The following is a 25,677-nucleotide window of genomic DNA, read 5'->3' as shown; positions in this document are numbered from 1 at the left end:
GAATTGGCACGTCACCAGCTCACGCCGAAGCGGCCGCAGCCAGTGGGCGCCAATCCCGCACTAGTGCGCCGGGATCTCCTAACCTGTCCAGATGCGGATTCCAGCGAGCGGCCCATGACGCGGTTCCTGATCCGCCGATTGTTCAACTACGCGATCCTGTTGACGCTGGCGACGTTCCTGACGTTCGCGCTGACGTCGGTGACCTTCCATCCGCTGGACAACCTGTTGCAGCGCAACCCGCGGCCGCCGCAATCCGTCATCGACGCCAAGGCCCACGACCTGGGTCTCGACAAGCCACTGCTGCCGCGTTACGCCAACTGGGTGTCCGGCGCGGTGCACGGAGACTTCGGGAAAACCGTTACCGGGCAACCGGTTTCAGAAGAACTGGGGCGACGGGTGTGGATCAGCCTGCGGTTGGTGGCCATCGGGTCTATCCTGGGTTCCATCATCGGCGTGATCATCGGGGCGTGGGGCGCCATCCGGCAGTACCGATTCTCCGACCGCACCATCACCGTGCTGGCGCTGCTGATTCTCAGCGCCCCGACGTTCGTCATCGCGAACCTGCTGATCCTCGGCGCGCTCGGTGTCAACGAGGTGCTGGGCTTCCAGCTGTTCCAATACACCGGCGAGACCTCGCCCTACGCGGCGGGCGGCTGGCAAGGGTTCGTCGACCGACTGCAGCACCTGGTGCTGCCGACCTCCACCCTGGCCCTCGGTGCCATCGCCGGATACAGCCGTTACCAGCGCAGCGCGATGCTCGACGTGCTCGGCCAGGACTTCATCCGGACCGCCCGAGCCAAGGGCCTGACCCGGCGCCGGGCGCTCTTCAAGCACGGGCTGCGCACCGCGCTCATCCCGATGGCCACGCTGTTCGCCTACGGCGTCGCGGGCCTGGTCACCGGTGCGGTGTTCGTCGAGAAGATCTTCGGCTGGCACGGCATGGGCGAATGGATGGTGCAGGGCATTCAAGGCCAGGACGCCAACATCGTCGCCGCGTTCACCTTGTTCTCCGGGACGACGATCCTGATCGGCGGCCTGCTGTCCGACGTCGTCTACGCCGCCCTCGACCCCCGGGTGCGGGTCTCATGAGCGTCCAGTTCGGGCTGCCGCGCGCCCGCTTCGCATCGCGCCGCACGTTGGTGGCGCGGCGCTTCGTCCGCAACCGCCCGGCCGTGGTGTCGCTCGTGCTGCTGGTGGCGCTCTTCGTCGGCTGCTACGCCCTGCCGCCGCTGCTCCCCTACGCGTACACCGACATGGACTTCGACGCCCTGCTGCAGCCTCCCGACGGCCGGCACCTGTTCGGCACCAATGCCCTCGGGCAGGACGTGCTCGCGCAGACGTTGCGCGGCATGCAGAAGTCGATGCTGATCGGCGTGTGCGTCGCCGTGATCTCGACGGTCATCGCCGCGACGGTCGGCTCGGTGGCGGGCTACTTCGGTGGCTGGCGCGATCGAGTGCTGATGTGGATCGTCGACCTGCTGCTCGTGATCCCCGGATTCATCCTCATCGCGATCGTCACGCCCCGCATCCGGCACCAGTGCACGGTGCTGTGGCTGGTGATTCTGCTGGCGGCGTTCTCGTGGATGATCAGCTCCCGCATGGTGCGCGGCCTCACCATGAGCCTGCGCGAACGCGAGTTCGTCACGGCCGCAAGGTATATGGGTGTCAGCCACGCCCGGATCATCGCCCGGCACATCGTGCCGAACGTGGCGTCGATCCTGATCATCGACACCACACTCAACGTCGGCATCGCGATCCTGGCCGAAACCGGTTTGAGTTACCTCGGTTTCGGGGTGCAGCCGCCCGACGTTTCCCTGGGCACATTGATCGCCGACGGCACCCCGTCGGTAACCACGTTCCCCTGGGTGTTCCTGTTCCCGGCCAGTGTGCTGGTGCTGATCGTGCTGTGCGCCAACCTGATCGGCGACGGCCTGCGCGACGCGCTCGATCCCTCGGCCCGGCCCCGTCGGCGACGGGTGGTGAAGCGATGAGCGCGCCCTTGCTCGAGGTGCGCGACCTCACGGTCACCTTCCAGACGTCCGACGAGGACGTCTCGGCGGTGCGCGGCATGAACTTCCACATCGCCCCCGGCGAGGTGCTGGCGCTGGTCGGTGAATCCGGCGCCGGTAAATCGGCGACCGCCATGGCGGTGGTGGGCCTGCTGCCCGAGCACGCCCAGGTGACGGGTTCGGTGAAGCTGCAGGGCAAGCAGCTCGTCGGGCTCGACGACGACGCGATGTCCCAGGTGCGCGGCCGGGTGATCGGCACGGTGTTCCAGGACCCGATGTCGGCGCTCACCCCGGTGTACACCGTCGGCGACCAGATCGCCGAAGCCCTTCGCGTGCATGACCGTTCGATGGACCGGCGGGCCGCGCGGGCCCGGGCGGTGGAACTGCTGGAGCTGGTCGGCATCAAGCAGCCGGCGGCCCGGGCGCGCGCGTTCCCGCATGAGCTGTCCGGCGGTGAACGCCAGCGCGTCGTCATCGCCACCGCGATCGCGAACGACCCGGACCTCATCATCTGCGACGAACCCACCACGGCGCTCGACGTCACGGTGCAGGCGCAAATCCTCGACGTGCTGCGCACCGCGCGCGACGTCACCGGCGCCGGGGTGCTGATGATCACGCACGACCTGGGTGTGGTCGCCGAATTCGCCGACCGCGCAATGGTGATGTACGCCGGCCGGGCCGTGGAGACGGCTCCGGTGGCGAACCTGTACCGCGACCGTGTGATGCCGTACACCGTCGGCCTGCTGGGCTCGGTGCCACGGCTCGACGCGCCGCAAGGCTCGCGGTTGGTGCCGATCCCCGGCGCACCGCCGTCGATGGCGGCACTTCCGCCGGGTTGCCCCTTCGCGCCGCGCTGCCCACTGGCCGACGACGACTGCCGGGCGGCCGAGCCCGCGCTGCTGGAGGTCGCACCCGGGCACGCCGCCGCCTGCATCCACACCGACCAGGTGACGGGTCGCAGTGCGGCCGAAATCTACGGGGTGGCAACCGAACCCGAAGTCGTGGCGGACGACGATGTCGACCGGCCGGTGGTGCTCGCGGTCAGCGACCTGGTGAAGACCTTCAAGCTCAGCGGCGGGATGCTGCGGCGCAAGGTCGGCGAGCTGCGTGCCGTCGACGGCGTCAGCCTGCAGCTGCAGCAGGGCCGGACCCTGGGCATCGTCGGCGAGTCCGGTTCCGGCAAGACCACGACGCTGCATCAGATTCTGAATCTGACCGCGCCGCAATCGGGTTCGATCAAGGTGCTCGGACACGACGTGGCCGGCCTGACCCGCGACACGCGCCGCGAACTGCGCGGCGACCTGCAGGTGGTGTTCCAGGATCCCGTGGCAGCGCTGGATCCGCGGCTGCCGGTGTTCGACGTGCTGGCCGAACCGTTGCGGGTCGGCGGCTTCGACAAGGACCGCATCGACGACCGCGTCACCGAACTGCTGGGCATCGTCGGCCTCCGGCACGAGGACGCCGCCCGCTACCCCGCCGAGTTCTCCGGTGGCCAGAAGCAGCGCATCGGCATCGCCCGGGCCCTGGCGCGTCAGCCCAGGATTCTGGCGCTCGACGAACCAGTGTCGGCGCTGGACGTCTCGATCCAGGCGGGCATCATCAACCTGCTGCTCGACCTGCAGGAGCGCTTCGACCTGTCGTATCTGTTTGTCTCGCACGACCTTTCGGTGGTCCGCCATCTCGCCCATACCGTGGCCGTGATGTACAAGGGCGCCGTCGTCGAACAGGGTGACGCCGCACAGGTTTTCGGCGCCCCGCAGGACCCGTACACCCAGCGGCTGCTCGATGCCGTGCCGCAGCCGGGAGGTGAATGATGGCTTCACGTCGCAGTCAACTGGTGGTCGCCATCCTCACCCTCGTCGCGCTGGTGGCCGGATGCTCGAGTGAGTACAGCGGATCCAGCGCCGGCGCACCGAAACTCGGTGCGGCGAACGACCTCAACCCGCGAGATCCCTCGACCTTGAGGGACGGCGGCAATCTGCGCCTGGCCCTGACGGCGTTTCCGGACAACTTCAACACCCTGAACATCGACGGCAACACCGTGGACACCGCCGCGCTGCTGCGGCCCACGCTGCCGCGGGCCTTCATCGTCGGGCCCGACGGTTCGACCACCGTCAACCACGACTACTTCACCGACATCCAGCTGACCGGCACCAATCCGCAGGTGGTCACCTACACGATCAATCCCAAGGCGGTATGGACCGACGGCACCCCGATCACGTGGGAGGACATCGCCGCGCAGGTCACCGCGACGACGGGCAAGGACCCCCGGTTCCAGATCGCCAGCCCCAACGGCAGCGAGCGGGTGGCCTCGGTGACCCACGGCGTCGACGACCGGCAGGCCGTCATGACGTTCGCCCGGCCCTATGCCGAGTGGCGCGGCATGTTCGCGGGCAACGGCATGTTGCTGCCCAAGGTCTCGACGACCGATCCCGAGGTGTTCAACAAGGGACAGCTGAACCAGCCCGGGCCGTCGGCCGGTCCGTTCGTCGTCTCGAACGTCGACCGCGGCGCGCAGCGAATCACGTTGACCCGCAATCCGAAATGGTGGGGCGCCCGGCCGCTGCTCGATAGCATCACGTTCCTCGTGCTCGATGACGCCGCGCGTATCCCGGCGTTGCAGAACAACGCCATCGATGCCACCGGGCTGGGGTCGATCGACGACATGGTGCGCGCCCGGCGCACCAGAGGCGTCGACATTCGCACCGCGCCCGGGCCCAGCTGGTCGCACCTGACGTTCAACGGTGCGCCCGGCTCGATCCTCGCCGACCCGGCGCTGCGCCACGCCATCGCCATGGGCATCGACCGGAAGACCATCGTGACGGTCCTCCAGCACGGCCTGGTGGAAAACCCGGTGCCGCTCAACAACCACATCTACGTCGCCGGGCAGGAGGGCTACCAGAACAACAGCGGCGGGACACCTTTCGACCCTGCAGGAGCCCGACGCGAACTCGACGCGCTCGGTTGGAAACTGCCCACCGGCCGCTCGGTGCGGGAGAAGGACGGGAAGCCGTTGAAGGTGCGGATCGTCTTCTACGACGCCCCGAGCGGCCGGCAGATCGGGCAGCTGACGCAGAAAACCCTCGCTGATATCGGCGTCAAGCTGGAACTCGTGGTGTCCTCGGGCGCAGACTTCTTCAGCCAGTACATCATTCCGAGTAACTTCGACATCGCCGCCTTCGCCTGGCAGGGGGACGCCTTCCCCTTGAGTGGTCTGACCCAGATCTACGCCTCGGACGGCGAGAGCAACTTCGGCAAGATCGGCACACCCGAGATCGACGCCAAGATCGAGCAGACGCTCGACGAACTCGAACCCGTCAAGGCACAGGCCCTGGCCAACCAGCTGGATCGGATGCTGTGGGCCGAAACATTCAGCCTGCCGCTGGCCCAATCACCCGGAAATGCTGCGGTGCGAAGCACTTTGGCCAACTACGGCCCAGCGGGCCTGGGAGACCTGAACTACATGACGATCGGCTTCACCAAGTCCTGAACTACCAGGTCCTGAGCTGCCGGATGGCCCGCGGCAGCCCGGCCGGCACCAGCGACTCGGCGGCCGCAGCCGTCGCGATGCCCTTGACCATCAGGCGCACCGTGAAGTCCGGCGGCACGTTGTCCAATTCCGTTGCCCGGTCCGGTAATCCCGCGTACTCACCGGCGCACACCGCGGCGGCGATGGTCAGTGCCGCGCTCTCGCGCATGTCGAGCACACTGTGTCCGGCGCTGGGCAGTTCCAGCAGCACGGCATCCGGAATCAGCCCCGCAACCCGTTGGGCGATGGCCGGCGGTGTGATCAAATCCCGGCCACCGGAGATCACCACGGTGGGCCAGCCGAATCCCGGCATCGCGGCCACCAGGTCGAACGGTTCCGCGACGAAATCCGGGTCGCCGGTTGCGGATTCGCGGTACGCCAACGCCGGATCGAGCGGCAGACCGTCGGGTTCGGGGGCGTAGTTGAGCTCCTGGTAGCCGATGTGCTCGACCAGGTCGGGTTCGTGCCGGTACGGCGTCTTGCTCTCGAACAACAGCTTGGTGCTGTGCCCGATGGCGCCCCACAGCAGGCCCCGGCCGGTGAGCAGCAGCTCGAGCTGCTGCTCCAGCACTTCCGGACCGACCAGGCCGTACAGTCCCGTCGCCAGTTGCACCACCCAGGGCGTCAGCTGCCCGTCGGCGGCCAGGCCCCGCACCCGTTTGGCGAGCCCCTCCGTCGACGGGTCGGCGCCGTCCCACAGCACGGCCCGGGTGGCGTCGCGCACCGCGTCGATGTCGTCGGCGCACAGCAGCGGCGAGTCCAGCACCATCGCGTGAACCTGATCGGGATGGCGCACACCCATACCGGCCGCCAGGTAGCTGCCGTACGACGTGCCGTAGACCACGGCGGACTCGACGCCGGCGTCGTCCAGCACCGCCGCGATGTCGTCGACCGCGGCTTCGATGGTCAACGCCTCAGCGGGCAGGTCGGCGCCGGCGTCGTCGTGCCGGGACATGCCGACGCCGCGGTGCTCCACCATGATGACGTCCAGACCCGCGGCCGTCGCCCGGCGGCGCAGATTGCGATAGTGCCCGATGGACGCCGCACCCGGCCCGCCCGGGATGATCACCAGCGGATGCTCGCCCGGCGGTCCGGTCCGCACGTAGAACAGATCGAATCCCTCTGCGCCACTTGACCGGACCGGGCGCCGCACCGACCGCACCCCCGGCAGTGCCGCGAGCTTGTCGTGCGCCTTGCGGCGCTTGGCGTTCATGGTCATCGCCACTCATTGTGCCGCGTTTGGTTCGGGGCGAGCGTAAGCCGTGCCTGTGACTGTGCTGGTACGTAGAACTGGAGCATGACGATCCTCGACCTCCCCGACACAACCACGTGGACCGACCTGCTGGCCGATATCGCCGCGGGCGCCAAAGACCGCGATCTGGACGACGTGAACCCCTTCGACCAGGTGGCCGCGCTCAAACGGGCCGGATTCGGCACCCTGCGCCTGCCCACCGAACTGGGCGGCGCCGGCGTCACGGTGCCGCAGCTGTTTTCCGCCGTGATCGACGTCGCCCGGGCCGATCCGGTGGTGGCGCACATCTTCCGCACGCACTTCTGGTTCGTCGAGGAGCGACTGCGCACCCTGGACCAGCCCGGATCGCGGACCTGGCTGCAGAAGGTCGCCGACGGCAAGGTGTTCGGCAATGCGTTCAGCGAGAAGGGCTCCCACGCGGTGGGCAGCCTCGTGTTCAACACCCGCTTGGCGCCCGGCCACGACGGCGGATTCACCTTGACCGGCGAGAAGTTCTACAGCACCGGGACCCTGTTCTCGGACTATCTGACCGTGACGGCGACGACCGATCATGATTCGGTGGCGATTGTCATCGTCCCGGCCGACCGCGCGGGCGTGACGATCATCGACGACTGGGACGGCTTCGGCCAGCGCCGCACCGGAACCGGCACCACGCGGTTCCAGGACGTGACGGTGCTGCCCGACGAGGTGCTCTCGGACACGCCGTATGACGCGGAGCCCGTGCCCTCGGTGCAGTACACGTTGTTGCAGCTGTACATCCACGCCGTGGTGGCCGGAATCCTCGAGAACATCGTGGACGACGGGATCGCGCTGCTGCGGTCCCGTGAGCGCAGTTTCAGCCATGCCTCCGCAGCGTCGCCGACCGACGACCCGCTGCTGCAGCGCCAGCTCGGCGAACTGGCCAGCTCCGCCTACATCGCGCGGGCCGCGGTGCTGGACGCGGCGGCAGCCATCGCGGCGGCCATCGACTCGACCGGCCCGGACGGGGTGCCCGACGCCGAGCTGACCGCCCAGGCCCAGCTGCAGGCCGCCAAGGTGAAGGTGCACCTGGACGACATCGCGCCGCGCGCCGCCACCAAGCTGCTGGAGCTCGGCGGCGCCAGCGCGGCCAGCCGGCAACGCAACCTCGACCGGCACTGGCGCAACATCCGCACCATCACGCTGCACAACCCCGTCGGTTACAAGGCCCGGGTGGTCGGACAGAACCTGCTGCACGGCACCGCGATTCCCGCGAACGCCTACTTCTGACCTCAGGCGGTGATGAGGTCGGCGGCCTTTTCACCGATCAGCACGCTCGGGGCGTGGGTGTGGCCCCGGATGATGGTCGGCATCACCGAAGCGTCGGCGACCCGCAGCCCCGCGACACCACGGACGCGGAGCTGCGGGTCGACCACGCTGGCCTCGTCGCTGCCCATCCGGCACGTGGTGGTGGGGTGATACAGCGTGTGCGACGTGGTGGCCAGCGCCAGCTCGAGCGTGCGGTCGTCGAGATCGTGCGCGCCCACCGGGCGGGCGATGTCGCCGAGCAGTCCCTTCAACGCCGGCGCCTCGGTCATGTCCGCCAGCATCCGCAGGCCCGTCAGCAGTGCCTTGCGGTCCGCGCCCTCGGGGTCGGAGAGGTAGTGCGGATCGATGATCGGCTTGGCCAGCGGGTCCGCCGACGCCAAGCGGATGGTGCCGGTGCTCTTGGGCTTCACCAGGATCGGCCCCATCGCGACCGCGTCGCGCGGATACGGCTCGCCGATGCCCTCGTCGTAGAACGGCGCGGGGGCGAAGATCAGCTCGACGTCGGGCTGAGCCAGATCAGGATCGCTGCGGACAAAGCCATACGCCTCACCGACATTCGAGGTGAGCATGCCGCGGCGGCGGGTCAGATAGTTGAGCAGCTGCAGCGGTTTCTCCGCGCTGATCAGGGTGTCGCAGTTGGCCTCGAACCCGAGCAGCACCACCAGGTGATCGAGCAGATTCGAGCCGACGCCCGGCGCATCGTGGACGACCTCGATGCCGTGCTCGGCCAGATGCTCGCGCGGACCGACACCGGACAGCATCAGCAGCTGCGGGCTGTTGATCGCCCCGCCGCACAGGATCACCTCGCGGCGCGCCCGGACGACCTGGCGACGACCGTCGGCCTCGTATTCGACGCCGACCGCCCGGCCGTCCTCGATCAGCACCCGGGTGGCCGTGGCACCGGTGCGCAGATGCAGGTTCGACCTGCGGAGTGCCGGCCGCAGGTAGGCGTCGGCGGTGCTCCAGCGGGCGCCGCGGCGCTGACAGACCCTGGTCTCGACGAAGCCTTCGTGACCCGACTGCTCGGCGGCCTCCAGCCACGCGGCGGTGATACCGCGGGGGCTGCGTTGTGGGCTGAGCACCAGCGGCCCGGCCTCGATCCGGTCGAAGTACTTCTTCACGGCCGCGTACGACCACTCTTCGCCGGCGAGCTCACCCCACTCGTCGTAGTCCGCGGGCAGGCCGCGGACCCACATCATGGCGTTCATCGACGAGGAGCCGCCGAGGGTCTTGCCGCGCGGCCAGTAGATGCGGCGGTCGGCGAGTTCGGGCTGCGGTTCTGTCGAGTAATCCCAATCGAACTCGCCGCGGAACAGCTTCGAGAAGGCCGCCGGGATGTGGATGAACTGGTTCTTGTCGACGGCCCCGGCCTCCAGCACCACCACCTGCGCGGCGCCGTCGGCGCTCAGTCGATCAGCCAGCACCGCACCGGCCGAGCCGGTACCCACGACGACGAAGTCAGCGATCACGGGCGAAGTCTGTCACGAAACGCGCCCCGCCAACGGCCTATGCCGTGAGCTCGATGCGCGTCGCGTCACCGACGCTGGCATAACGCTCGGGGCTGCAGGTCAGCACGATCACCTGACCGTCGCCGCCGACCGCGTCGAACACCTCACCCATCCGGGTCAACCGGCCCGCGTCGGTGAACCCCAGCGCGTCGTCGATGATCACCGGGACGGTGTCCTCCTTGGCCACCAACGCCGCTCCGGCCAGTCGGGCGACGATCCCCAACTGTTCCTTGGCCCCACCGGACAGGCTCTCGTACGGCACGGTGGTGCCCGCCACGGTGCGACTGCAAATCCGCAGATCACTGTCGACCTCGACGGCGAAACTGTCACCGAACACGATGCGCCCCAGCCGTTCCACCTCGGTGCGGAACGGTGCCACGTACCGCTGCCGGGCCTGCTCACGATGCCGGCCCATCACCGTGCGCAGCAATTCAGCGGCCCGGGCGCGCCGGCCGACGGCGGCGTGCTCGGACTCGGCGTGCCGCAGCGCGACCTCGGCCACATCGAGCTGACTCTGCCGGCCCTGCGTCCCGTACACCTTCAATTGCGCTGCCACGTCCCGCAATTGGTCATCGAGTTCGCGGCGGCGGGTAGTGAGCCGGGCCGAATCCGCGGTGGCCGCAGCCAGTTCCGCGTCGACGGTCTCGGGTGCGGCAGCAGCCAGCGCGGCGGCCAGTTCCTGTTCGCGCGCGGCGGCAGCGGCCGCCTGCTCCGCCAGCACCGCGACGCGCTGGGTCAATGCTGCGTCGTCTTCGAGTTCACGCTGCCGGGTCAGTCGCGCGGTGGCCTCGGCAAGCGCGGTCGTCGCCGCCGTCACCTTCTCGCGGGCGACCGTCGCCGCGGTCAGCGCGGCCGCCACCGCAGCAGCCGCGGCAGTGGCAGTGTCGCGGCACTGCTCGTAATCGGTTGCCGCCCGGCGCTGTTCGGCATCGGCGGCCTCCAGCTCGGCCCGCGCGGCCCCGACGTCGATGGGATCGGTGTCGCCGAGTTGCTCCCGCAGCCCGGCCAGCCGGGCTTCGAGCGCCTCGACCGTGTCAGCGCCCAGCAGGGTCTGCCGGGTGACGGTCAGCCGATCGCGCTCGGCCTCGAGTTCGCGCCGCCGGGCGTCCAGGGCCCGGGCGGCCTCGACATCGGCGACCCCGTGCGGCTGGAGCGCAGCCGCCAGCGCATTGCGCGCGGCATCCAGAACGGCACTGGTGTCCGCCGCCGGGGTGCCGGGCAGCACCCGCACCGTCAGCAGTCCGGGGAGCTCGACATCGGTCCGGCCGCCGGCGCTCGTGGCCCACTCCGCCCCGGCGGACAACGTCACATCCTGGTCGCCGACCCGCAGCGTGACGTCAGCGTGCGCCACCAATTCGATTCGTGCCGAGGCTAGTTCAGCGGCCGCGGCAGCCCGGTCCACGGCTGCGTTGGCCGTTTCGATGGCCCGCATGCCCGCTGCGGTCAGCGTGATCTTGCCGAGCTGATCGGCAACCGCCGCCAGTTCGTCCGCGGCGGCCCGCACCCGCTCCAGCAGGCCGGCCAGCCGAGCGGCCTCGGCACGCTGGGACAGTTGGTCCACCACGCGCCGCGCCGCGTCCAGCCGCACGCGACCGGCGTCCACCACGGACCGCGCCACCGCCACGGCGGTATCGGCGGCCTGCTGCAGCTGCGCCGCGGCCACCTGCTGTTGCGCGGCGTGCTCGGCGGCTGCTGTCAGTTCACCGATGCTGCCGGTCCGCTGCTCGACGTCGGCCTGCAGCCGCTGCCGTTCATCGAGTGCGCTCCGTGCTGCCGTCGAGGTCGCCACCGCGGCCTGCGTCTGCACGCGCGCCTGGGCGAGGTCGTCACGGACTCGCGCCACTGCGGTAGCCGCTTCCCGAGCTGCCGCCAGCCGCACTTCGGCGGCGGCCAATTGCTCAGTGGCCGTGGCCAATTCCTTCGTCAGCTCGCCGTGGCGGCGGACCGCCTCGTCCACTTCGGCGACCGCGGCGGTACGCGCCGCGACCTCGGCCTGTGCGGCCTTCAGTCCCTTGATGGCGTCGGCCCACACGCCGGTGGGACGGCCGGTCTGCGTGAAGTACTTCAAGAATTCGGCATCGATCCGGTCGACCAGCAACGGCTCGTTGCCCGACAGCGCGCCCTCGAGCGCACCGGCCTGGCCGGCCGCGACATCGAGTGCCCGAGCCAGCGCGTCGCATCCGGCGAGATCGACCGGCACCATGGCGGCAGACTGCAGAATGCGTTGGGCCCGCCAGAGTTCGGTGTCGACCGTCTCCTCGAGCATCCCCCGCACACGGTCGTGTGCCTCGTCGCCGGTGAGCTGCTCGCGGCGCGGCGCGAGGATGGTCAGCCGCGTCTCGGCTTTCTTGTGGAACCGCTTGTAGTACTCGAACCGGTAAGGGCCGGTGGAGATTTCGGCCGTCACCTCGGCACCCACATCGGCGTGGGTCGGCTTGACCTGCTTGACCTCTTTCTTGGTCGAGCGGTCCTTGGACTCCAGCAGCAGATCGAGCGCCTCGATCATGGAGGACTTGCCGATCTCGTTGGCGCCGGCGACCACCACCACGCCGCGCTCGGGAAAATCGATCTCGCGGTGGGTGATACCGCGGTAATTGGTCAGGACCAGCCGGTGCAACTTCATGCCGCGCTCCCCCGATCGACCAGCCGCAGCAGCAGCGCAAGAGCCGCGCGCGCGTCGTCGGCGTCGTCGCCCGAAGTGCTTGCGGTGCCGACCAGTTCGTCGACCGCCGCCGCGGCGAACCCGCCGATGCCCAGGTCCGAGAATTCACCGTCTGCCGGGACCACGACGAGGTCGGTGTGCCGTTCCCACGTGGTCAGCGCGGCGAACAGCCGTGCGTAGCGATCCAGGCAGACGTCGAGTGCAGCCTTGTCGGAGATGGTCAGAGAGCCGGTCAGCGCCAGACGGACCACCGTGCGTTCCTTGTCCGGGAGGCCATCCAGATTCAGGTCCAGGTCGGCGATGTCGCGATCCGTGTCGACGATCCGGCGCAGCGTGACGAACCGCCACTGGCCAACCCTCCGGGCCTCGACCGTCACCGACTGATCCGCGTCGTCGACGTCGACCACCAGGACGTGGCCCGAATCCGCTTCGATGTCATCGTAATTCGTGACCTCGGGCGCCCCGGAGTACCACACTCGGCCGGTGCTGCCGACCTCGGTGCGAGAGTGCTTGTCCCCCAACGCCACGTAATGGACGGCACCCCGCCGTACAGCGTCCTCGATGGTGTCCAGCCGGATCAGCGCCGGCTTGGTGGGATCGGGATCGAGCACGTCAACCCCGCCGTGGCCCACCACAATTCGGGTGACGCCGTCAGCGGGAAGATCGGTAACCACATCGCCCGTCAGATCCGTGGTCGGCTTCTTGGAGCGCCACGGCGCACCGACGATCTGCACCCCGGGGCGCAGCTCGTGCACGCCGTCGAGCACCGTGACATTCGGCGGGCATTCGGCGAGGAACAGTGTGCTGGTGTACACCGACGACGGATCGAGCGGATCGTGGTTGCCGGGCAACAGGAACACCGGAATCTTGATGGCGCGCATGGCCTCCAGTGACAGGCTGACCTCACGCGGATCGAGCTGGTTGTGCTCGAAGACGTCCCCCGCCACGACGACGAATTCCGCACCGACCTCGGCGCACAGCGCACCGAGGCGCGCCACCGCGTCACGGCGTGCGGCCGAGTAGCGCGGCTGCGCCTCACCGCCCAGGAAATGCCGGGTCATACCGAGCTGCCAGTCGGCGGTGTGGACGAAACGCATGCGGCGAGTGTAAAACCCGGCACCGACAACTCCGGGGATCTACGGTGGGCGGGTGACGGGAACCCGAACATTGATCCTGCTGCGGCACGCGAAATCCGACTACCCCGACGGGGTCGCCGACCATGAGCGGCCGCTCGCCAAGCGCGGCATCCGCGAAGCGGCACTGGCCGGAGACTGGATTCGGGAAAATCTCCCGCCCGTCGACGCCGTCCTGTGCTCGACCGCCACCCGGACCCGACAGACGCTCGAGCGCACCGGCATCAGCGCGCCCGTGACATTCGTCGAGCGCCTCTACGACGCCACGGCAGGCATCGCCATCGAGGTCATCAACGGCGCGCCGGAGGCAGCGAACACGCTGCTGGTGATCGGCCACGAACCGGTCATGTCATCGCTCGCGCTGAGTCTGGCGTCGCTCGACGCGAGCGACCCTGACGTCGCCGGTCAGATTGCGATGAAGTACCCGACGTCAGCGATCGCGGTCCTGCACACCGACCGGCACTGGTCTCAGGTTGAGCTGCGCAGCGCCACGTTGGACCAGTTCCACATCCCCCGCTAGGAGTTGGTGGCGAGCGTCAGCTCCATCAGCTTGGTGGCCATGCCACAGGTGTCGGCGCCCGGCCCCTGCGGGTTGACCCACCAGCCCACGACACCGGCGGCGTCACTGGCCACGCCGCACGAGCCGTTGGGATCATTCGGGTGCATGATGATCGACTTCACGCCGGCGATCGCCTTGGTCTCGTACTTGTAGTTCAGGTGCTGGGCGACCTTGGTCTCCTCATCGAGGCTGCCCTGCTCGTACCAGAACCGGGTGATGTCGATGAGGCCCGCCGACTGGTTCAGCGCCTGCCACCGGCAGACCGCACCCACGAAGGTGCTCTGAATGTCCAGCGGGTCCGCGCCGACCGTCTTGGCCAGCACGTCGTTGGTCAGGACGTCGCACTCTTTGAGCAGGTTCGGGTACGAATCCGCCGAGTGCTCGCTGCCGCCGCCGGCGCCTTCCTTCATCGCGGTGCCCTCGACCGAGCGGGCGCAACCCACCAGCGCCAGCGCCGACATCACGGCGACCGCTCCAGCCAGTTTCCGTCGTGTCATTTCGCGTTCGCAATCGATTGCCGGGCCAGTTCCTTGGCGATGTCGCACGGATCAGGGAACGGCTTCTGGGAGAAGCTGATGGACCATTCGATGAAGTCGTCGTCGAACTGGATGCCGACCTCACACAGGCTCTTGCCGATCATCGGGTCCTCGCCGAGTGCGACGAAACCGGAGTGGCCGTTGATATTGATGTCATTGACGTCGGCCCGCGTCCGTTCCTCGGTCTTGCGTTCGCGGCCGATCGGGCTGCCCCGATACCAGGTGAACGAGAAGTGCGGACCGAGGATGCCACCGTTGACCAGCCACTGGCAGCCGACGGAGTTCTTCGCGGTGTTGACGAGGCCCGTGACCTGGGTCAGCTGGGTGACGGTCTGATCGCTGACGCCGCCGCACACCGGGAACATGGGGCCGTGCTTGGCCGGGCCGGATGCAGCCGGGCCCGACGGGCCGCCCGCCTGGGCGCCGCCGCTACTGCTGTCGTCCGAGCAGGCGGACATCGCCGGAATCATCGCCGCGGCAAGCACGGTCGCGGCGGCGGTCTTCACCTGTCTGCGGGTCACGCCATGCACTGTAGCGGCAGGTTCTGAGGTCAACCACCGACATGCCGACTGACCTGGTCTTTCTACAAGCATTCTCGGGTGTGCCACAGTAACCGCATGCTCTGGGCACTGCTGCGGCAGTACACGAGGCCGTATCGGCGGCAGCTGACGGTGGTGGCGACGCTGCAACTGATCAGCACGCTGGCCTCGCTGTATCTGCCCACGCTCAACGCCCGCATCATCGACCACGGCGTCGCACGCGGCGACACCGCCGTCATCGGTCGGCTCGGCGCCGTCATGCTCGGCGTCAGCGCGCTGCAGGTGCTGTGCGCTGTCGGCGCCGTCTACTTCGGTTCGCGCGCCGGCATGGGCTTCGGCCGCGACCTGCGCTGGGCGGTGTTCCGCCAGGTGCTCGGCTGGTCCAACGCCGAAGCCGTGCGGTTCGGGGCGCCCACGCTCATGACCCGCACCACCAACGACGTCCAGCAGGTCCAGGTCCTGGTGCAGATGACCTGCACCATGTTGATCACCGCGCCGATCATGTGCATCGGTGGCATCGCGATGGCCGTGCACCAGAACGCCGGCCTGTCGTGGCTGCTGCTGGTCAGCGTGCCGGTGATGGCGGTGTGCAATTACCTGATCATCTCCCGGCTGCTGCCGCTGTTCCGCCGGATGCAGCGGCTGATCGACAACATCAATCGCGTGCTGCGCGAGCAGCTCACCGGTATCCGCGTGGTCCGGGCCTTCTCGCGCGAGGACGCCGAACGCGCCCGGTTCGCCGACGCGAATCACGAGCTGACCGACACCACCCTGACCGTCGGCCGGTGGCAGGCCCTGATGCTGCCCGCGACGACCCTCGTGGTGAATCTGTCCAGCGTGGCGGTGATCTGGTTCGGCGGTATCCGCATCGATCACGGCCAGATGCAGGTCGGGTCGCTGATCGCGTTCCTCTCGTACTTCATGCAGATCCTGATGGCCGTGCTGATGGTGACGATCGTGCTGGTGATCCTGCCGCGCGCGTCGGTGTGCGCCGAGCGGATCACCGATGTGCTCGCGACCGAGCCGTCGATCGTGGCGCCCGCCGCGCCCGTGGTGCCGGAGGTTCGGCGCGGAGAGATCCAGGTGACGGCAGCCACCTTCGGGTATCCCGGGGCCGACGACCCTGTGTTGCACGGGGTTTCACTGACTGCGTCACCCGGGACGGTGACGGCCATCGTGGGATCGACCGGCTCCGGCAAGTCGACGCTGATGGCACTGCTGTGCCGGATGTACGACGTCACCTCAGGCTCCGTGATGGTCGACGGCGTCGACGTCCGCGACTACGACCCCGAACAGTTGTGGTCGACGATCGGGGTGGTGCCGCAACGCGGGCACGTGTTTTCCGGCACGGTCGCCGACAACCTGCGGTTCGGCAAGGCCGACGCGACCGAAGACGAGATGTGGGCGGCGCTCGGCGTCGCGTCGGCCGACTTCGTGGCAGACCACCCCGAGGGGCTGGGCATGCCCGTCGCACAGGGCGGCACGAATTTCTCCGGTGGCCAGCGCCAGCGCCTCGCCATCGCCCGCGCGGTGGTCCGGCGGCCCGCGGTGTACCTGTTCGATGACGCATTCTCGGCGTTGGATGTCCACACCGACGCCCGGGTGCGGGCCGCGTTGTCCGCGGTGGCCGCCGATGCCACGGTGATCATTGTCGCCCAACGGCTTTCGACGGTCGTCACGGCCGATCAGATCGTCGTGATGGACAACGGCCGGGTGGTCGGCACCGGCACGCATGCCGAGCTTCTCGAGTCGTGCGCGGTATATCGCGAGTTCACCGATTCGCAGGCGGTTGTGGCTGGAGGCGTGGCGTGACCCGGCCGCCCTCGGCCGCCATGCTGGCGTCCGGTTCGCGGTCCGAGAACTTCCGTGGCACGGCGCTGCGGCTGGTGAAACAACTGGCGCCGCAACGCAGTCGGGTGATAGTGGTGATGCTGTTGGGCATCGCCGGGATCGCGGTCGGCGTGATCGGGCCCCGCATCCTGGGCCACGCCACCGACCTGCTGTTCAACGGGGTGCTGGGCCGCGGGTTGCCGGCGGGTATCAGCCGTGAGCAGGCGGTCGCTGCGGCGCGGGCGCGCGGCGACAACACCTTTGCCGACCTGCTCGCCGGGTCCGATGTCGTTCCGGGCCAGGGCGTCGACTTCACGGCGATCGGCCACGTGCTGACTCTCGCGCTGCTGCTGTATCTGGTGTCCGCGGTGATGGTGTGGGCCGAGGCACGGCTGCTCAACACCATCGTGCAACGCACCATGTTCACGCTGCGCTCACACGTCGAGGACAAGATTCACCGACTGCCGTTGTCGTACTTCGATTCCCGCCCCCGTGGCGAGATTCTCAGCCGGGTCACCAACGACATCGACAATGTCCAGACATCGCTGACGATCACCGTCAGCCAGCTGCTGACGTCGGCGCTGACGGTGGTGGCGGTGCTGGCGGCGATGATCTGGATTTCGCCGCTGCTGGCCTTGATCACCGTGCTGACGGTGCCGCTCACCTTGCTGACGACGCGGATCATCACCAAGCGGTCGCGACAACAGTTCATGGCCCAGTGGCGCAATACGGGCCGGCTCAACGCCCACATCGAAGAGACGTACAGCGGCTTCACCGTCGTCAAGACCTTCGGGCACCGGGCGCTGGCCGAGGAGAAGTTCCGCGAGCTGAACAACGATGTGTACCAGGCGAGTTTCGGCGCGCAGTCGCTCTCCGGGCTGGTCTCCCCGATCACGACGTTCATCGGCAACATCAGCTACGTCGGCGTCGCGGTGGTCGGTGGCATCCAGGTGGCGACCGGACAGATCAGCCTGGGCAGCATCCAGGCGTTCATCCAGTACGTGCGGCAGTTCAACCAGCCGTTGACCCAGATCGCGTCGATGTACAACACCATGCAGTCCGGGATGGCCAGCGCGGAGCGGGTTTTCGAGTTCCTGGACGCTGACGAAGAGACCGTCCTGGAGGCCGGGCCGGGGTTGGTCGCGGGCTCGGCTGAGCCAGACCCTGCCCCCGCGGAGCGAGGGCGTGGCTCGGGTGAGCCGGACCGTTTCTTGAGTGAGCCCGACCGCGTCTCAGCTGCACCGGACCTCGTGGAGTTCGAGCGGGTCAACTTCTCCTACCTACCCGGAAATCCCGTCATCGAGGACCTGTCGTTCGTCGCCGATCCGGGCACCACCGTGGCCATCGTCGGGCCGACGGGGGCCGGCAAGACCACGTTGGTGAATCTTCTGATGCGGTTCTACGAGCCGGATTCCGGCCGAATTCTGCTGGGCGGCCGCGACATCGCGACGATGAGCCGCGCCGAGCTGCGCTCGCGCATCGGCATGGTGCTGCAGGACACGTGGCTGATCGGCGGCACCATCTACGACAACATCGCCTACGGACGTCCCGACGCCACCGAGGCCGAGGTGATCGAGGCGGCCCGCACCGCGCGCGTCGACCATTTCGTGCACACGCTGCCCAACGGGTACCGGACGCGACTCAACGAGAACGGCGTGAACATCAGCGCCGGCGAGAAGCAGCTGATCACCATTGCCCGAGCGCTGGTCCGGCAACCCCAGCTGCTGATCCTCGACGAGGCCACCAGTTCCGTCGACAGCCGCACCGAACTTCTGATCGCCCAGGCCACCGCGGAGCTCCGCCGCAATCGGACGAGTTTCATTATCGCGCACCGACTTTCCACCATCCGTGACGCCGATCTGATCCTCGTGGTCCAGGCCGGGCGGATCGTCGAGCGCGGATCCCACGACGAACTACTCCAGCGGCGCGGGGCCTATTGGAAGATGACGCAGGCCTGACGGCTTCGCGCAATGCCCACTACTGAGCCGGACATCGCCGGTGGCAGGTTTCCTGCATTCGGCGGGTGCGCGGGCCTGCCGCTGCGCCGCCGAAGCGGCAGGCCCGCGGTGCGTTGTCACTGTTGAGTTGTCAAGGTGCGCATTGCTTTAGGTGTTAGGCGGCGTGGTCGAGGCGCATGGTGCGGCGGTTGTAGGCGGGTATCGGTTTTCGGTCCGGGTCGACGGTCGCCGGTGGGATGAGCCAGGGGTGTCGGTCGATGCCCATGACGACGTCCCAGCCGTCGTGGTGGATGTTGGCGTGGCAGGCCGGGCAGAGCAGGCAGCCGTTGTCGAGGCTGGTGTCGCCGTGGCGGCGCCAGTGTCGAATATGGTGGGCGTGGGTGCGTCCCGGGGGTGCGCCGCATTTGATGCAGCACTCATCCCGCAGATACAGGGCTTTGCGTAGATGCGCCGGGAACAGCCGCTTCTCCCGGCCCATGTCCAGGGGTACCTGTTCGCCGTCGACGATGATCGTGGTGACCGTGGTGTCGCAGGTCAGCCGGTCCAGGGTCATGGTGCTGATCGACCCGATGAACTCCAACGTCGCCAAATCCGGGGTGTCAGCGGGCACCGACAGCAGCAACTGGGTACGCGGCGCCGACGCCACATCTCCGCCGCGGGCCGCGATATCCAACACTGCTTCCAGCGCATCGGCCCGCCGCCTGCCCGCCGAACGCACATCCGGGCTGCCGTCAGGTTCGGGTCGCGGTGCCGAGTGCTCTTCCATCGCGGCGAGGTATTTGGCACCGACCTCGGCATCGAGATCCGCGCGGACCTGCACTCGCCCGTCGCTGGTGACACGGTGGTCGGCGGTGTTGATCGACCGGTCCTCGGCCGCTGGCAGCCCGCCTTCGGCGGCGGCGTGCCGGTTGCCCAGCCGGCGGGCTCGGTTGCCGATGTCGGCGGGGGTGGCGCCGGAGAAGAACTGCCCCAGTAGGTCGGTGACCTGGGCGAACCGGGCCTCGTCATCCACCGGGCCGGGTGCGCGGGCTTGAATGTGGTTGATGCCCTTGACGATCGCGTCGACATGCTCGCCGGAGATCGCGCCGTCGCCGGCGTGCGCGGCGAGTGTAGGCAGCATCGGTAAGGCGTTACCGACCCGGATCAGCCGTTCGGCCACTGACGGTGCGCACCCCAACGACATCAGCAGCTCGCGCGGCGACCGGCCCTGCTCTGCGGCCACACCACAGCGGTCCAGAACCCCGGTCACCGTCGCGGCCAGATGATCGACCACACCACGCACTGTCAGTAGCGTCTGCAGCACACCAAGTGCGGCATCCCCGGTGATGCCCTCGGGGATGGCCACGTCACGCAGGTGGTCGAGAAGCGGTTGGAGATTCGGTGCGATTCCCATAACACATTGTATCGAACATCTGTTCGAATCGCAAGGGTTGGGCGCACGGATTTTCGGGTGTAATAACGCCTTTCGCGACGGTGCCGAGACCTGACGGAGCGTATTGAAAATGGCACTGCCGTACCAGGCCAGGGCCAGCGCCGTCACCGACTCCGGACGTGGCGCCGGAGGCGTCGACATGGCCGCAGACGCAAAGTTGCGGCAGGCGCGACACGGTGCCGAAAGCCTCGAAGTGGCCGCGGACGTCACACGGCGCCGGACGCGCGGAGGCAGCGGGGGCCTCAAGCACCGAGGGCTCCCTCGTAGCCCATCAGACCTACGGTCGATACGGCGTTACCCGTGGCACCCAGGCAGGGACATACGCGCAGTAGCGCCGGTACTCGTCGCCGAATTGCCTCGACAGCGCGGGCTGCTCATAGAAGTACACGAACGCGGCCGTCGCCAACATGAAAAACACCAAGTACCAGAGAAGTACAGGCTGACCGAGCACCAATGCCTGACCGAAGATGACGGTCGCGACCGCGAGGTACATCGGGTTGCGGACGTACCGGTGCGGCCCCGTCACGACCAAATTGTGCGTCGGCGCTCCCGGCAACGGCGTGCCCAGCCCGTCACTGGCGAATTTGTAGATCGCCGCGAGCAGGACCGGGAGCCCGAGAAGAACCAGCACCACGCCGCCCACCCATGCGCCAGGGAGACCGAAGAGGTCGCCGACCCGTCGCCAACCGTCGGTCAGCGAGTACGGGATCAGGCCGGCCATGGTCCCGGGTACGACAACGGTGAAAACTGCACTGCGCACGAGGCTTTGGCGCCGCAGGGACGCCGGAGAGCCCATGGGTCAGGCCGCGAACGCGGACGTCAGTTGGACCCGGATGACCGGATCGGACTCGAGGCGGTGCCGCAGTGCACTCTCGAACTGCCAGATGGAAGTGAGGTCGTGGTCCAGTCGGCAGTCGACCGCAGCGGCCGTGCCCGACGGCGGTGGGCTGTCGGCGATGTGGTCGGCAACAGGTTCGAGCAGGGCCCGCGGCGCCGCGAGGTAGTAGCCGGGATTCGGACCGCCAACCTCGGCCGCGTACAGCAGCCCATGCTCGGTGATGATGATGTGCGTGGCCAGCACTCGCACCGGGCCGTGCTGTTCGGCGCTGCCCCATTCCTCGGCCGCCAACCGTCCCTGGATGACGTGCAGTCGCACGTCATCCGTCAGGAATTTCGTGAAGTCGCCCGGCCCGAGCACACGGGCTGACGCGAGGTCGGCATCCAGGCCGCCGCACAGCATCTCGCCGATGTAATTGAACAACCGATCGCTCATGACGCGCTCCCATCGGGCCGGTCCTTTGAGCCTGCACCCACGCGGCAGCGAACGTCAATGGTTGATCAGAGTTGCGGGCCCTCCGCACGAAGATCGTCGACCGCGGTCATGGCATCACGCAGTTTCGCGAGCCACTCTTCGGCATGCTCACCGACCAACCGGACCGACCACGCCAGCGCGTCGGACCGCGACCGCGCCACGCCGGCGTCGACCAGCGTGTCGAGCACCTGACGCTCGGGCTGCTTGAGCCGGGTCATCACCGGAACGGCCAAGTGGGTGAACAGGATTCGCTCCGACTCCCCCACCGACACGCCCCAGGCCACTTTGCGGCCGTAGCGGGCCTCGGCCTCATCGGCGATCCGCATGCGCTCGGACCGGGTCTCTTCCCGGAAGCGCGCCACCCGCCCGGAAGCCCGAGCGGCCGTTTCCGGATTCTCGGGCTTGGGCAGGCGCCCGATGACCACGATCTCCTCGCGGTCCACCGTGACATCCGGGTCACCGGCGAACCACTCTTCCGGGAGCCGGCCGGCGAACCAGTCGGCGGCGTCGCCCGCGTCGGGCTGCTGCGCTTGTTGCCAGCCGCCGCGGCGGTCCTGGCCAGAATGACGTTGCCTCATGCTTACATGATTACACCGTTACACATGCAACAGGACAGCGTTTCACCCGAAGCGAAAGTACAAAGCGAAAAGGGCGTTATCAGCGCTTACGCAGCAGCGCGGAACCGCCGAAGACGGCCAGCCCAAGCACTACCAACGCCAGGAACACGGCCCAGCCCGTGCTGACGAACACGCCGACCAGCACGATGGCGGCGATCACCGGCGACGCCACGAACAGCAGCATGCCCGGGTGCTCCTTCGCTACCGCGAGGGCACTCTTCGCCCGGACCGGATCGATTTCTTTGCGCGCCATGGAACCAGGATGCCACCCGGAGCGACTAAAAGAGCAGATTCCACAGAGACCCGAATCACAGCACTACCTATACCCCCTATGGGTATATACTCGAGGCATGAGTCAGGTACTTGAAGTTCAGGGAATGTCGTGCGGACACTGCGTCGCGTCCATCACCTCAGCTGTCGAGCCGCTGCCCGGCGTGACCGGCGTCGAGGTCGACCTCAAGGCCGGAACCGTACGGGTGGACGGCGAGCCCGACCGCGCCGCCGTTGCCGCCGCCATCGAAGACGCCGGATACGACGTCGTCCAACCGGCATGACCACGTCGGTCACACTGTCGGTGGGCGGCATGACGTGTTCGTCATGCGCGGCCCGAATCGAGAAGCGGCTCAACCGGATCGACGGTGTTCACGCCAGCGTGAACTTCGCGACCGAGCAGGCGGCCATCACCTACCCGGACAGCGTGACCACCGACGAACTGGTCGCGGCCGTCGAGGCCACCGGCTACACCGCGAGCATCGACAAGGCTGACGGCACCACCGAAACGGCCTACCTGCCGCGCCTGCTGGTGTCACTGGCCCTGACGATCCCCGTCATCGCGCTGTCGATGATTCCGGCCCTGCAATTCCCGCACTGGCCCCTGTGGGCGCTGACACTCGCCACCCCCGTGGTGTTCTGGGGCGCCTGGCCGTTGCACCACGCCGCGTGGACCAACCTGCGGCACGGTGCGGCGACCATGGACACCTTGGTATCGCTGGGCGTTCTCACGTCGTACCTGTGGTCGGCGTGGATGCTGAGCACCGGTAGCGAGCACCTCTATCTGGAGGTCGCCGCCACCGTCACGACCCTGATCCTCGCCGGCAAGTTCTTCGAGACCCGCGCCAAGCGACAGTCCGGCGCGGCACTGCGCGCGCTGCTCGACCTCGGCGCCAAGGACGTCGCGGTGCTTCGCGACGGCCGTGAAATCCGGGTGCCCATCGAAGAATTGGCTGTCGGCGACACTTTCGTCGTCCGCCCCGGCGAGAAGATCGCCACCGACGGCGTGGTGATGGCCGGGACGTCCGCCGTCGATGCGTCGATGCTGACCGGCGAGTCGGTGCCTGTCGAGGTCGGTCCCGGTGATCAACTGGCCGGCGCAACGGTGAATGCCGGTGGGCGCCTTGAGGTCAAGGCCACCCGTGTCGGCGCCGACACCCAGCTGGCGCAGATGGCGCGGCTGGTGGCCGACGCACAGAGCGGCAAGGCCGATGTGCAGCGGCTCGCGGATCGGGTGTCGGCGGTGTTCGTGCCCGTCGTCATCGGTTTGGCGCTGCTGACACTGGTGGGCTGGCTGGTCGCCGGTGGCACGGTCAGTGCCGCCCTCACCGCCGCGGTTTCGGTGCTGATCATCGCGTGCCCCTGCGCCCTGGGCCTGGCCACACCGACGGCGCTGCTTGTCGGTACCGGACGCGGCGCGCAGCTGGGCATCCTGATCAAGGGCCCGCAGGTGCTGGAATCGACCCGCAAGGTCGACACCGTCGTGCTGGACAAGACCGGCACGGTGACGACCGGGAAGATGACAGTGGCGGCGGTACATGCCGAGTCCGACAACGTATTACGCCTCGCCGGCGCGTTGGAGCACGCCTCCGAGCACCCCATCGCCCAGGCCATCGCGACCCGGGCCGCCGCCGACGGCCCGCTGCCGGCGGTCACCGACTTCGTCAATCACGACGGTCGCGGCGTCACCGGTGTGGTGGACGGCCATGAGGTCGCGGTCGGGCGGCGCAGCTGGCTCACCGCTGAGGCCGCCCCCGAATTGCAGACCGCCGCGCGGCACGCCGAAGCACAGGGCCGCACGCCGGTATGGGTTGCGGTCGACGGCGCGATCGCGGGCGTCATCGTCGTCTCGGACACGGTGAAAGACACTGCCGCCGAAGCGATTGCCGAACTCAAGAAGCTGGGTTTGACACCTATCCTGCTGTCCGGGGACAACGCCCGCGCGGCCGGCGCGGTGGCCGCTGAAGTCGGCATCGAGACGGTGATCGCCGAGGTGCTGCCGGCGGACAAGGTCGACGAGGTCAAGCGCCTGCAGGACCAGGGCCGCGTAGTGGCCATGGTCGGCGACGGCGTGAACGACGCTGCCGCCCTTGCCCAGGCAGACCTGGGGCTGGCCATGGGCACCGGCACCGACGTCGCGATCGAGGCGTCGGACCTCACCCTCGTCAGTGGGGACCTGCGGGCCGCGGGCGACGCTATCCGGCTGTCCCGAGCGACGCTCAAGACCATCAAGGGCAACCTGTTCTGGGCGTTCGCCTACAACGTCGCGGCGATCCCGCTGGCGGCGGCGGGCATGCTCAACCCGATGATCGCCAGCGCGGCAATGGCTTTCAGCTCGCTGTTCGTGGTGAGCAACAGCCTGCGGCTGCGCAGTTTCAAGCCCAGCCGGTAGCTACCAGATCTTCACCCAGTCGACCAGCATGTCGGCGGGGTAGGTTCCCCCCGACGGGTCGCCGCCCCCGGAACCGGCCACGGCGAGGCCGAGAATCGGGAACAGGGTGTAGCCGGGATCGTTGAAGTGCCAGTTGGGCAACGACTTTGCCGGCACGTTGAAGTACGGCTGCGCGCCGTCGGTGTAATCCAGCCAGAACCGGATGCCGGCGTCGTCCCATTGGCAACGCCAGTTGTGCCACGCGGTGTCGGGTGTGATGTTGTGCGAAACATGTTCGCCGCCATTGAGGTTGACGTGCACCGTGGTGCCGGGCGCCCAGCTCCCGTTGCCGTACCACTCCATGATGTCGACCTCGCCGCCGATGCCCGGGGTGTTGTTGGCCAGGTACCAGGCCGGCCAGCAGCCGGGGGTCAGGCAGTTGAGCTTGATCCGGGCTTCGAAGGTGTGGCCGATACCGGCCTTGAAGGTGCCGAAAATCTTGCCGCTGAAGTAGGTGTTCCCGTCCTTGGCAGCGCGGATCACCAGGTTCGATTTGCCGTCCAGGAACAGGTTCTTGCGGTCGTTGCGGTACTGGCCGACGTGTTCGGGCAGTTCCCAGTAGGTGGGGTTCTCCATCGACTCGCGGGCCGTCGCGATCTCCCATTTCGAGGTGTCGGGCGACGATCCGGCGGGCCCGTCGAAGTTGTCCACGAAGATGAGTTTTCCTGGCGTATCAGCGTGGGCCTCGGCGTTGGGAAGCGTGGCGGCCAACAGGCCCAGCCCCGCCATCGACAGCATGCTGCGACGATCAATGTCTGGCATGCCTACCCATGTAAGCCGCGTCCCGGCGTTCGTGCAAGCCGGTGCACGTCT

At 68.1% G+C, this 25,677-nt stretch carries 22 protein-coding genes; 10 read left to right on the top strand and 12 right to left on the bottom strand.

The annotated features are described in order from the left end of the window. Nucleotides 1-114: 114 nt before the first annotated feature. The 4 genes from ACJEIK_RS06585 to ACJEIK_RS06570 are packed head-to-tail and all read left to right on the top strand — an operon-like array spanning nucleotide 115 to nucleotide 5,499. Nucleotides 115-1,089, top strand: coding sequence for an ABC transporter permease (locus ACJEIK_RS06585; RefSeq protein ID WP_409431226.1), 975 nt, complete (start codon nucleotides 115-117; stop codon nucleotides 1,087-1,089). Continuing rightward, complete coding sequence (locus ACJEIK_RS06580; protein WP_409431225.1) at nucleotides 1,086-1,991, top strand: ABC transporter permease; 906 nt, start codon at nucleotides 1,086-1,088, stop codon at nucleotides 1,989-1,991. Before ACJEIK_RS06585 ends, ACJEIK_RS06580 begins: the two co-directional genes overlap by 4 nt. Next, nucleotides 1,988-3,823: a dipeptide ABC transporter ATP-binding protein gene (locus tag ACJEIK_RS06575; protein ID WP_409431224.1), complete on the top strand. Its 1,836-nt coding sequence runs from the start codon at nucleotides 1,988-1,990 to the stop codon at nucleotides 3,821-3,823. The genes ACJEIK_RS06580 and ACJEIK_RS06575 overlap by 4 nt, the downstream gene beginning before the upstream one ends. After that, the gene (locus ACJEIK_RS06570; protein ID WP_409431659.1) at nucleotides 3,823-5,499 is read left to right on the top strand and encodes an ABC transporter family substrate-binding protein; all 1,677 of its coding nucleotides are present in this window, start codon (nucleotides 3,823-3,825) and stop codon (nucleotides 5,497-5,499) included. The genes ACJEIK_RS06575 and ACJEIK_RS06570 overlap by 1 nt, the downstream gene beginning before the upstream one ends. Nucleotide 5,500: 1 nt before the next feature. On the opposite strand, the gene ACJEIK_RS06565 is transcribed toward ACJEIK_RS06570, so the two are convergent. Continuing rightward, the gene (locus ACJEIK_RS06565) at nucleotides 5,501-6,757 is read right to left on the bottom strand and encodes an alpha/beta hydrolase (protein ID WP_409431223.1); all 1,257 of its coding nucleotides are present in this window, start codon (nucleotides 6,755-6,757) and stop codon (nucleotides 5,501-5,503) included. A 78-nt stretch (nucleotides 6,758-6,835) separates the two neighbouring features. Between ACJEIK_RS06565 and ACJEIK_RS06560 the strand changes: the two genes are divergently transcribed. Beyond that, entirely contained in the window at nucleotides 6,836-8,038 is a 1,203-nt protein-coding gene (locus ACJEIK_RS06560) for an acyl-CoA dehydrogenase family protein (protein WP_138249539.1), read from the top strand. Between the two features lie 2 nt (nucleotides 8,039-8,040). Here ACJEIK_RS06560 and ACJEIK_RS06555 read toward each other — a convergent pair whose 3' ends face one another. From ACJEIK_RS06555 to ACJEIK_RS06545, 3 genes are read right to left on the bottom strand one after another with little or no spacing between them, the layout of a single operon-like run. After that, complete coding sequence (locus ACJEIK_RS06555) at nucleotides 8,041-9,546, bottom strand: GMC family oxidoreductase (protein WP_409431222.1); 1,506 nt, start codon at nucleotides 9,544-9,546, stop codon at nucleotides 8,041-8,043. A gap of 37 nt (nucleotides 9,547-9,583) precedes the next feature. Then, nucleotides 9,584-12,208: an AAA family ATPase gene (locus ACJEIK_RS06550; RefSeq protein ID WP_064858935.1), complete on the bottom strand. Its 2,625-nt coding sequence runs from the start codon at nucleotides 12,206-12,208 to the stop codon at nucleotides 9,584-9,586. Then, nucleotides 12,205-13,344: an exonuclease SbcCD subunit D gene (locus ACJEIK_RS06545; RefSeq protein WP_064858936.1), complete on the bottom strand. Its 1,140-nt coding sequence runs from the start codon at nucleotides 13,342-13,344 to the stop codon at nucleotides 12,205-12,207. The genes ACJEIK_RS06550 and ACJEIK_RS06545 overlap by 4 nt, the downstream gene beginning before the upstream one ends. Before the next feature lie 52 nt (nucleotides 13,345-13,396). Here ACJEIK_RS06545 and ACJEIK_RS06540 point away from each other — a divergent pair, with 52 nt between their 5' ends. Beyond that, complete coding sequence (locus ACJEIK_RS06540) at nucleotides 13,397-13,900, top strand: histidine phosphatase family protein (RefSeq protein WP_135357957.1); 504 nt, start codon at nucleotides 13,397-13,399, stop codon at nucleotides 13,898-13,900. Here the strand turns inward: ACJEIK_RS06540 and ACJEIK_RS06535 are convergent. Together ACJEIK_RS06535 and ACJEIK_RS06530 are read right to left on the bottom strand one after the other, a co-directional pair. Further along, nucleotides 13,897-14,436: a DUF3558 domain-containing protein gene (locus ACJEIK_RS06535; protein WP_061002649.1), complete on the bottom strand. Its 540-nt coding sequence runs from the start codon at nucleotides 14,434-14,436 to the stop codon at nucleotides 13,897-13,899. The genes ACJEIK_RS06540 and ACJEIK_RS06535 overlap by 4 nt on opposite strands. Beyond that, the gene (locus ACJEIK_RS06530; protein ID WP_061002656.1) at nucleotides 14,433-14,945 is read right to left on the bottom strand and encodes a DUF3558 domain-containing protein; all 513 of its coding nucleotides are present in this window, start codon (nucleotides 14,943-14,945) and stop codon (nucleotides 14,433-14,435) included. The genes ACJEIK_RS06535 and ACJEIK_RS06530 overlap by 4 nt, the downstream gene beginning before the upstream one ends. 147 nt (nucleotides 14,946-15,092) lie before the next feature. Here ACJEIK_RS06530 and ACJEIK_RS06525 point away from each other — a divergent pair, with 147 nt between their 5' ends. Both ACJEIK_RS06525 and ACJEIK_RS06520 read left to right on the top strand, forming a co-directional pair. Further along, entirely contained in the window at nucleotides 15,093-16,826 is a 1,734-nt protein-coding gene (locus ACJEIK_RS06525) for an ABC transporter ATP-binding protein (RefSeq protein ID WP_409431221.1), read from the top strand. A gap of 20 nt (nucleotides 16,827-16,846) precedes the next feature. Then, nucleotides 16,847-18,802 (top strand): ABC transporter ATP-binding protein, encoded by a 1,956-nt coding sequence (locus ACJEIK_RS06520; protein ID WP_133425698.1) that lies wholly within the window; start codon nucleotides 16,847-16,849, stop codon nucleotides 18,800-18,802. 154 nt (nucleotides 18,803-18,956) lie between these two features. Here the strand turns inward: ACJEIK_RS06520 and ACJEIK_RS06515 are convergent, their stop codons facing one another. The 5 genes from ACJEIK_RS06515 to ACJEIK_RS06495 all read right to left on the bottom strand — a co-directional run bounded on the left by ACJEIK_RS06515 (nucleotide 18,957) and on the right by ACJEIK_RS06495 (nucleotide 22,416). Continuing rightward, nucleotides 18,957-20,195, bottom strand: a complete 1,239-nt coding sequence (locus ACJEIK_RS06515; protein WP_409431220.1) for a DUF222 domain-containing protein — start codon at nucleotides 20,193-20,195, stop codon at nucleotides 18,957-18,959. 316 nt (nucleotides 20,196-20,511) lie between these two features. After that, nucleotides 20,512-20,994 (bottom strand): isoprenylcysteine carboxylmethyltransferase family protein, encoded by a 483-nt coding sequence (locus tag ACJEIK_RS06510; RefSeq protein WP_162563442.1) that lies wholly within the window; start codon nucleotides 20,992-20,994, stop codon nucleotides 20,512-20,514. Between the two features lie 39 nt (nucleotides 20,995-21,033). After that, nucleotides 21,034-21,507: a hypothetical protein gene (locus tag ACJEIK_RS06505; RefSeq protein ID WP_061002760.1), complete on the bottom strand. Its 474-nt coding sequence runs from the start codon at nucleotides 21,505-21,507 to the stop codon at nucleotides 21,034-21,036. A gap of 65 nt (nucleotides 21,508-21,572) precedes the next feature. Continuing rightward, entirely contained in the window at nucleotides 21,573-22,124 is a 552-nt protein-coding gene (locus tag ACJEIK_RS06500; RefSeq protein ID WP_061002758.1) for a hypothetical protein, read from the bottom strand. A gap of 79 nt (nucleotides 22,125-22,203) precedes the next feature. After that, a complete protein-coding gene (locus ACJEIK_RS06495) occupies nucleotides 22,204-22,416 on the bottom strand; it encodes a hypothetical protein (RefSeq protein WP_061002755.1) in 213 nt (70 codons plus the stop codon). Between the two features lie 97 nt (nucleotides 22,417-22,513). Here ACJEIK_RS06495 and ACJEIK_RS06490 point away from each other — a divergent pair, with 97 nt between their 5' ends. Both ACJEIK_RS06490 and ACJEIK_RS06485 read left to right on the top strand, forming a co-directional pair. Then, nucleotides 22,514-22,717, top strand: coding sequence for a cation transporter (locus ACJEIK_RS06490; protein WP_061002753.1), 204 nt, complete (start codon nucleotides 22,514-22,516; stop codon nucleotides 22,715-22,717). Further along, entirely contained in the window at nucleotides 22,714-24,825 is a 2,112-nt protein-coding gene (locus tag ACJEIK_RS06485; RefSeq protein WP_135357952.1) for a heavy metal translocating P-type ATPase, read from the top strand. Before ACJEIK_RS06490 ends, ACJEIK_RS06485 begins: the two co-directional genes overlap by 4 nt. Here ACJEIK_RS06485 and ACJEIK_RS06480 read toward each other — a convergent pair whose 3' ends face one another. Further along, complete coding sequence (locus tag ACJEIK_RS06480; RefSeq protein WP_064858941.1) at nucleotides 24,826-25,626, bottom strand: family 16 glycosylhydrolase; 801 nt, start codon at nucleotides 25,624-25,626, stop codon at nucleotides 24,826-24,828. Nucleotides 25,627-25,677: the final 51 nt, after the last annotated feature.

Source organism: Mycobacterium sp. SMC-16 (assembly GCF_046250085.1).
In the GTDB taxonomy this organism is placed as follows: Bacteria; Actinomycetota; Actinomycetes; order Mycobacteriales; family Mycobacteriaceae; genus Mycobacterium; species Mycobacterium phocaicum.
This window is presented reverse-complemented; position numbering and strand designations above follow the sequence as displayed.

Coding starts and splice junctions, on each gene's coding strand:
- ACJEIK_RS06585 (WP_409431226.1), top strand. CDS start 115: ATGACGCGGTTCCTGATCCGCCGATTGTTCAACTACGCGATCCTGTTG.
- ACJEIK_RS06580 (WP_409431225.1), top strand. CDS start 1,086: ATGAGCGTCCAGTTCGGGCTGCCGCGCGCCCGCTTCGCATCGCGCCGC.
- ACJEIK_RS06575 (WP_409431224.1), top strand. CDS start 1,988: ATGAGCGCGCCCTTGCTCGAGGTGCGCGACCTCACGGTCACCTTCCAG.
- ACJEIK_RS06570 (WP_409431659.1), top strand. CDS start 3,823: ATGGCTTCACGTCGCAGTCAACTGGTGGTCGCCATCCTCACCCTCGTC.
- ACJEIK_RS06565 (WP_409431223.1), bottom strand. CDS start 6,757: ATGACCATGAACGCCAAGCGCCGCAAGGCGCACGACAAGCTCGCGGCA.
- ACJEIK_RS06560 (WP_138249539.1), top strand. CDS start 6,836: ATGACGATCCTCGACCTCCCCGACACAACCACGTGGACCGACCTGCTG.
- ACJEIK_RS06550 (WP_064858935.1), bottom strand. CDS start 12,208: ATGAAGTTGCACCGGCTGGTCCTGACCAATTACCGCGGTATCACCCAC.
- ACJEIK_RS06545 (WP_064858936.1), bottom strand. CDS start 13,344: ATGCGTTTCGTCCACACCGCCGACTGGCAGCTCGGTATGACCCGGCAT.
- ACJEIK_RS06535 (WP_061002649.1), bottom strand. CDS start 14,436: ATGACACGACGGAAACTGGCTGGAGCGGTCGCCGTGATGTCGGCGCTG.
- ACJEIK_RS06530 (WP_061002656.1), bottom strand. CDS start 14,945: ATGATTCCGGCGATGTCCGCCTGCTCGGACGACAGCAGTAGCGGCGGC.
- ACJEIK_RS06525 (WP_409431221.1), top strand. CDS start 15,093: ATGCTCTGGGCACTGCTGCGGCAGTACACGAGGCCGTATCGGCGGCAG.
- ACJEIK_RS06520 (WP_133425698.1), top strand. CDS start 16,847: ATGCTGGCGTCCGGTTCGCGGTCCGAGAACTTCCGTGGCACGGCGCTG.
- ACJEIK_RS06515 (WP_409431220.1), bottom strand. CDS start 20,195: ATGGGAATCGCACCGAATCTCCAACCGCTTCTCGACCACCTGCGTGAC.
- ACJEIK_RS06505 (WP_061002760.1), bottom strand. CDS start 21,507: ATGAGCGATCGGTTGTTCAATTACATCGGCGAGATGCTGTGCGGCGGC.
- ACJEIK_RS06500 (WP_061002758.1), bottom strand. CDS start 22,124: ATGAGGCAACGTCATTCTGGCCAGGACCGCCGCGGCGGCTGGCAACAA.
- ACJEIK_RS06495 (WP_061002755.1), bottom strand. CDS start 22,416: ATGGCGCGCAAAGAAATCGATCCGGTCCGGGCGAAGAGTGCCCTCGCG.
- ACJEIK_RS06490 (WP_061002753.1), top strand. CDS start 22,514: ATGAGTCAGGTACTTGAAGTTCAGGGAATGTCGTGCGGACACTGCGTC.
- ACJEIK_RS06485 (WP_135357952.1), top strand. CDS start 22,714: ATGACCACGTCGGTCACACTGTCGGTGGGCGGCATGACGTGTTCGTCA.
- ACJEIK_RS06480 (WP_064858941.1), bottom strand. CDS start 25,626: ATGCCAGACATTGATCGTCGCAGCATGCTGTCGATGGCGGGGCTGGGC.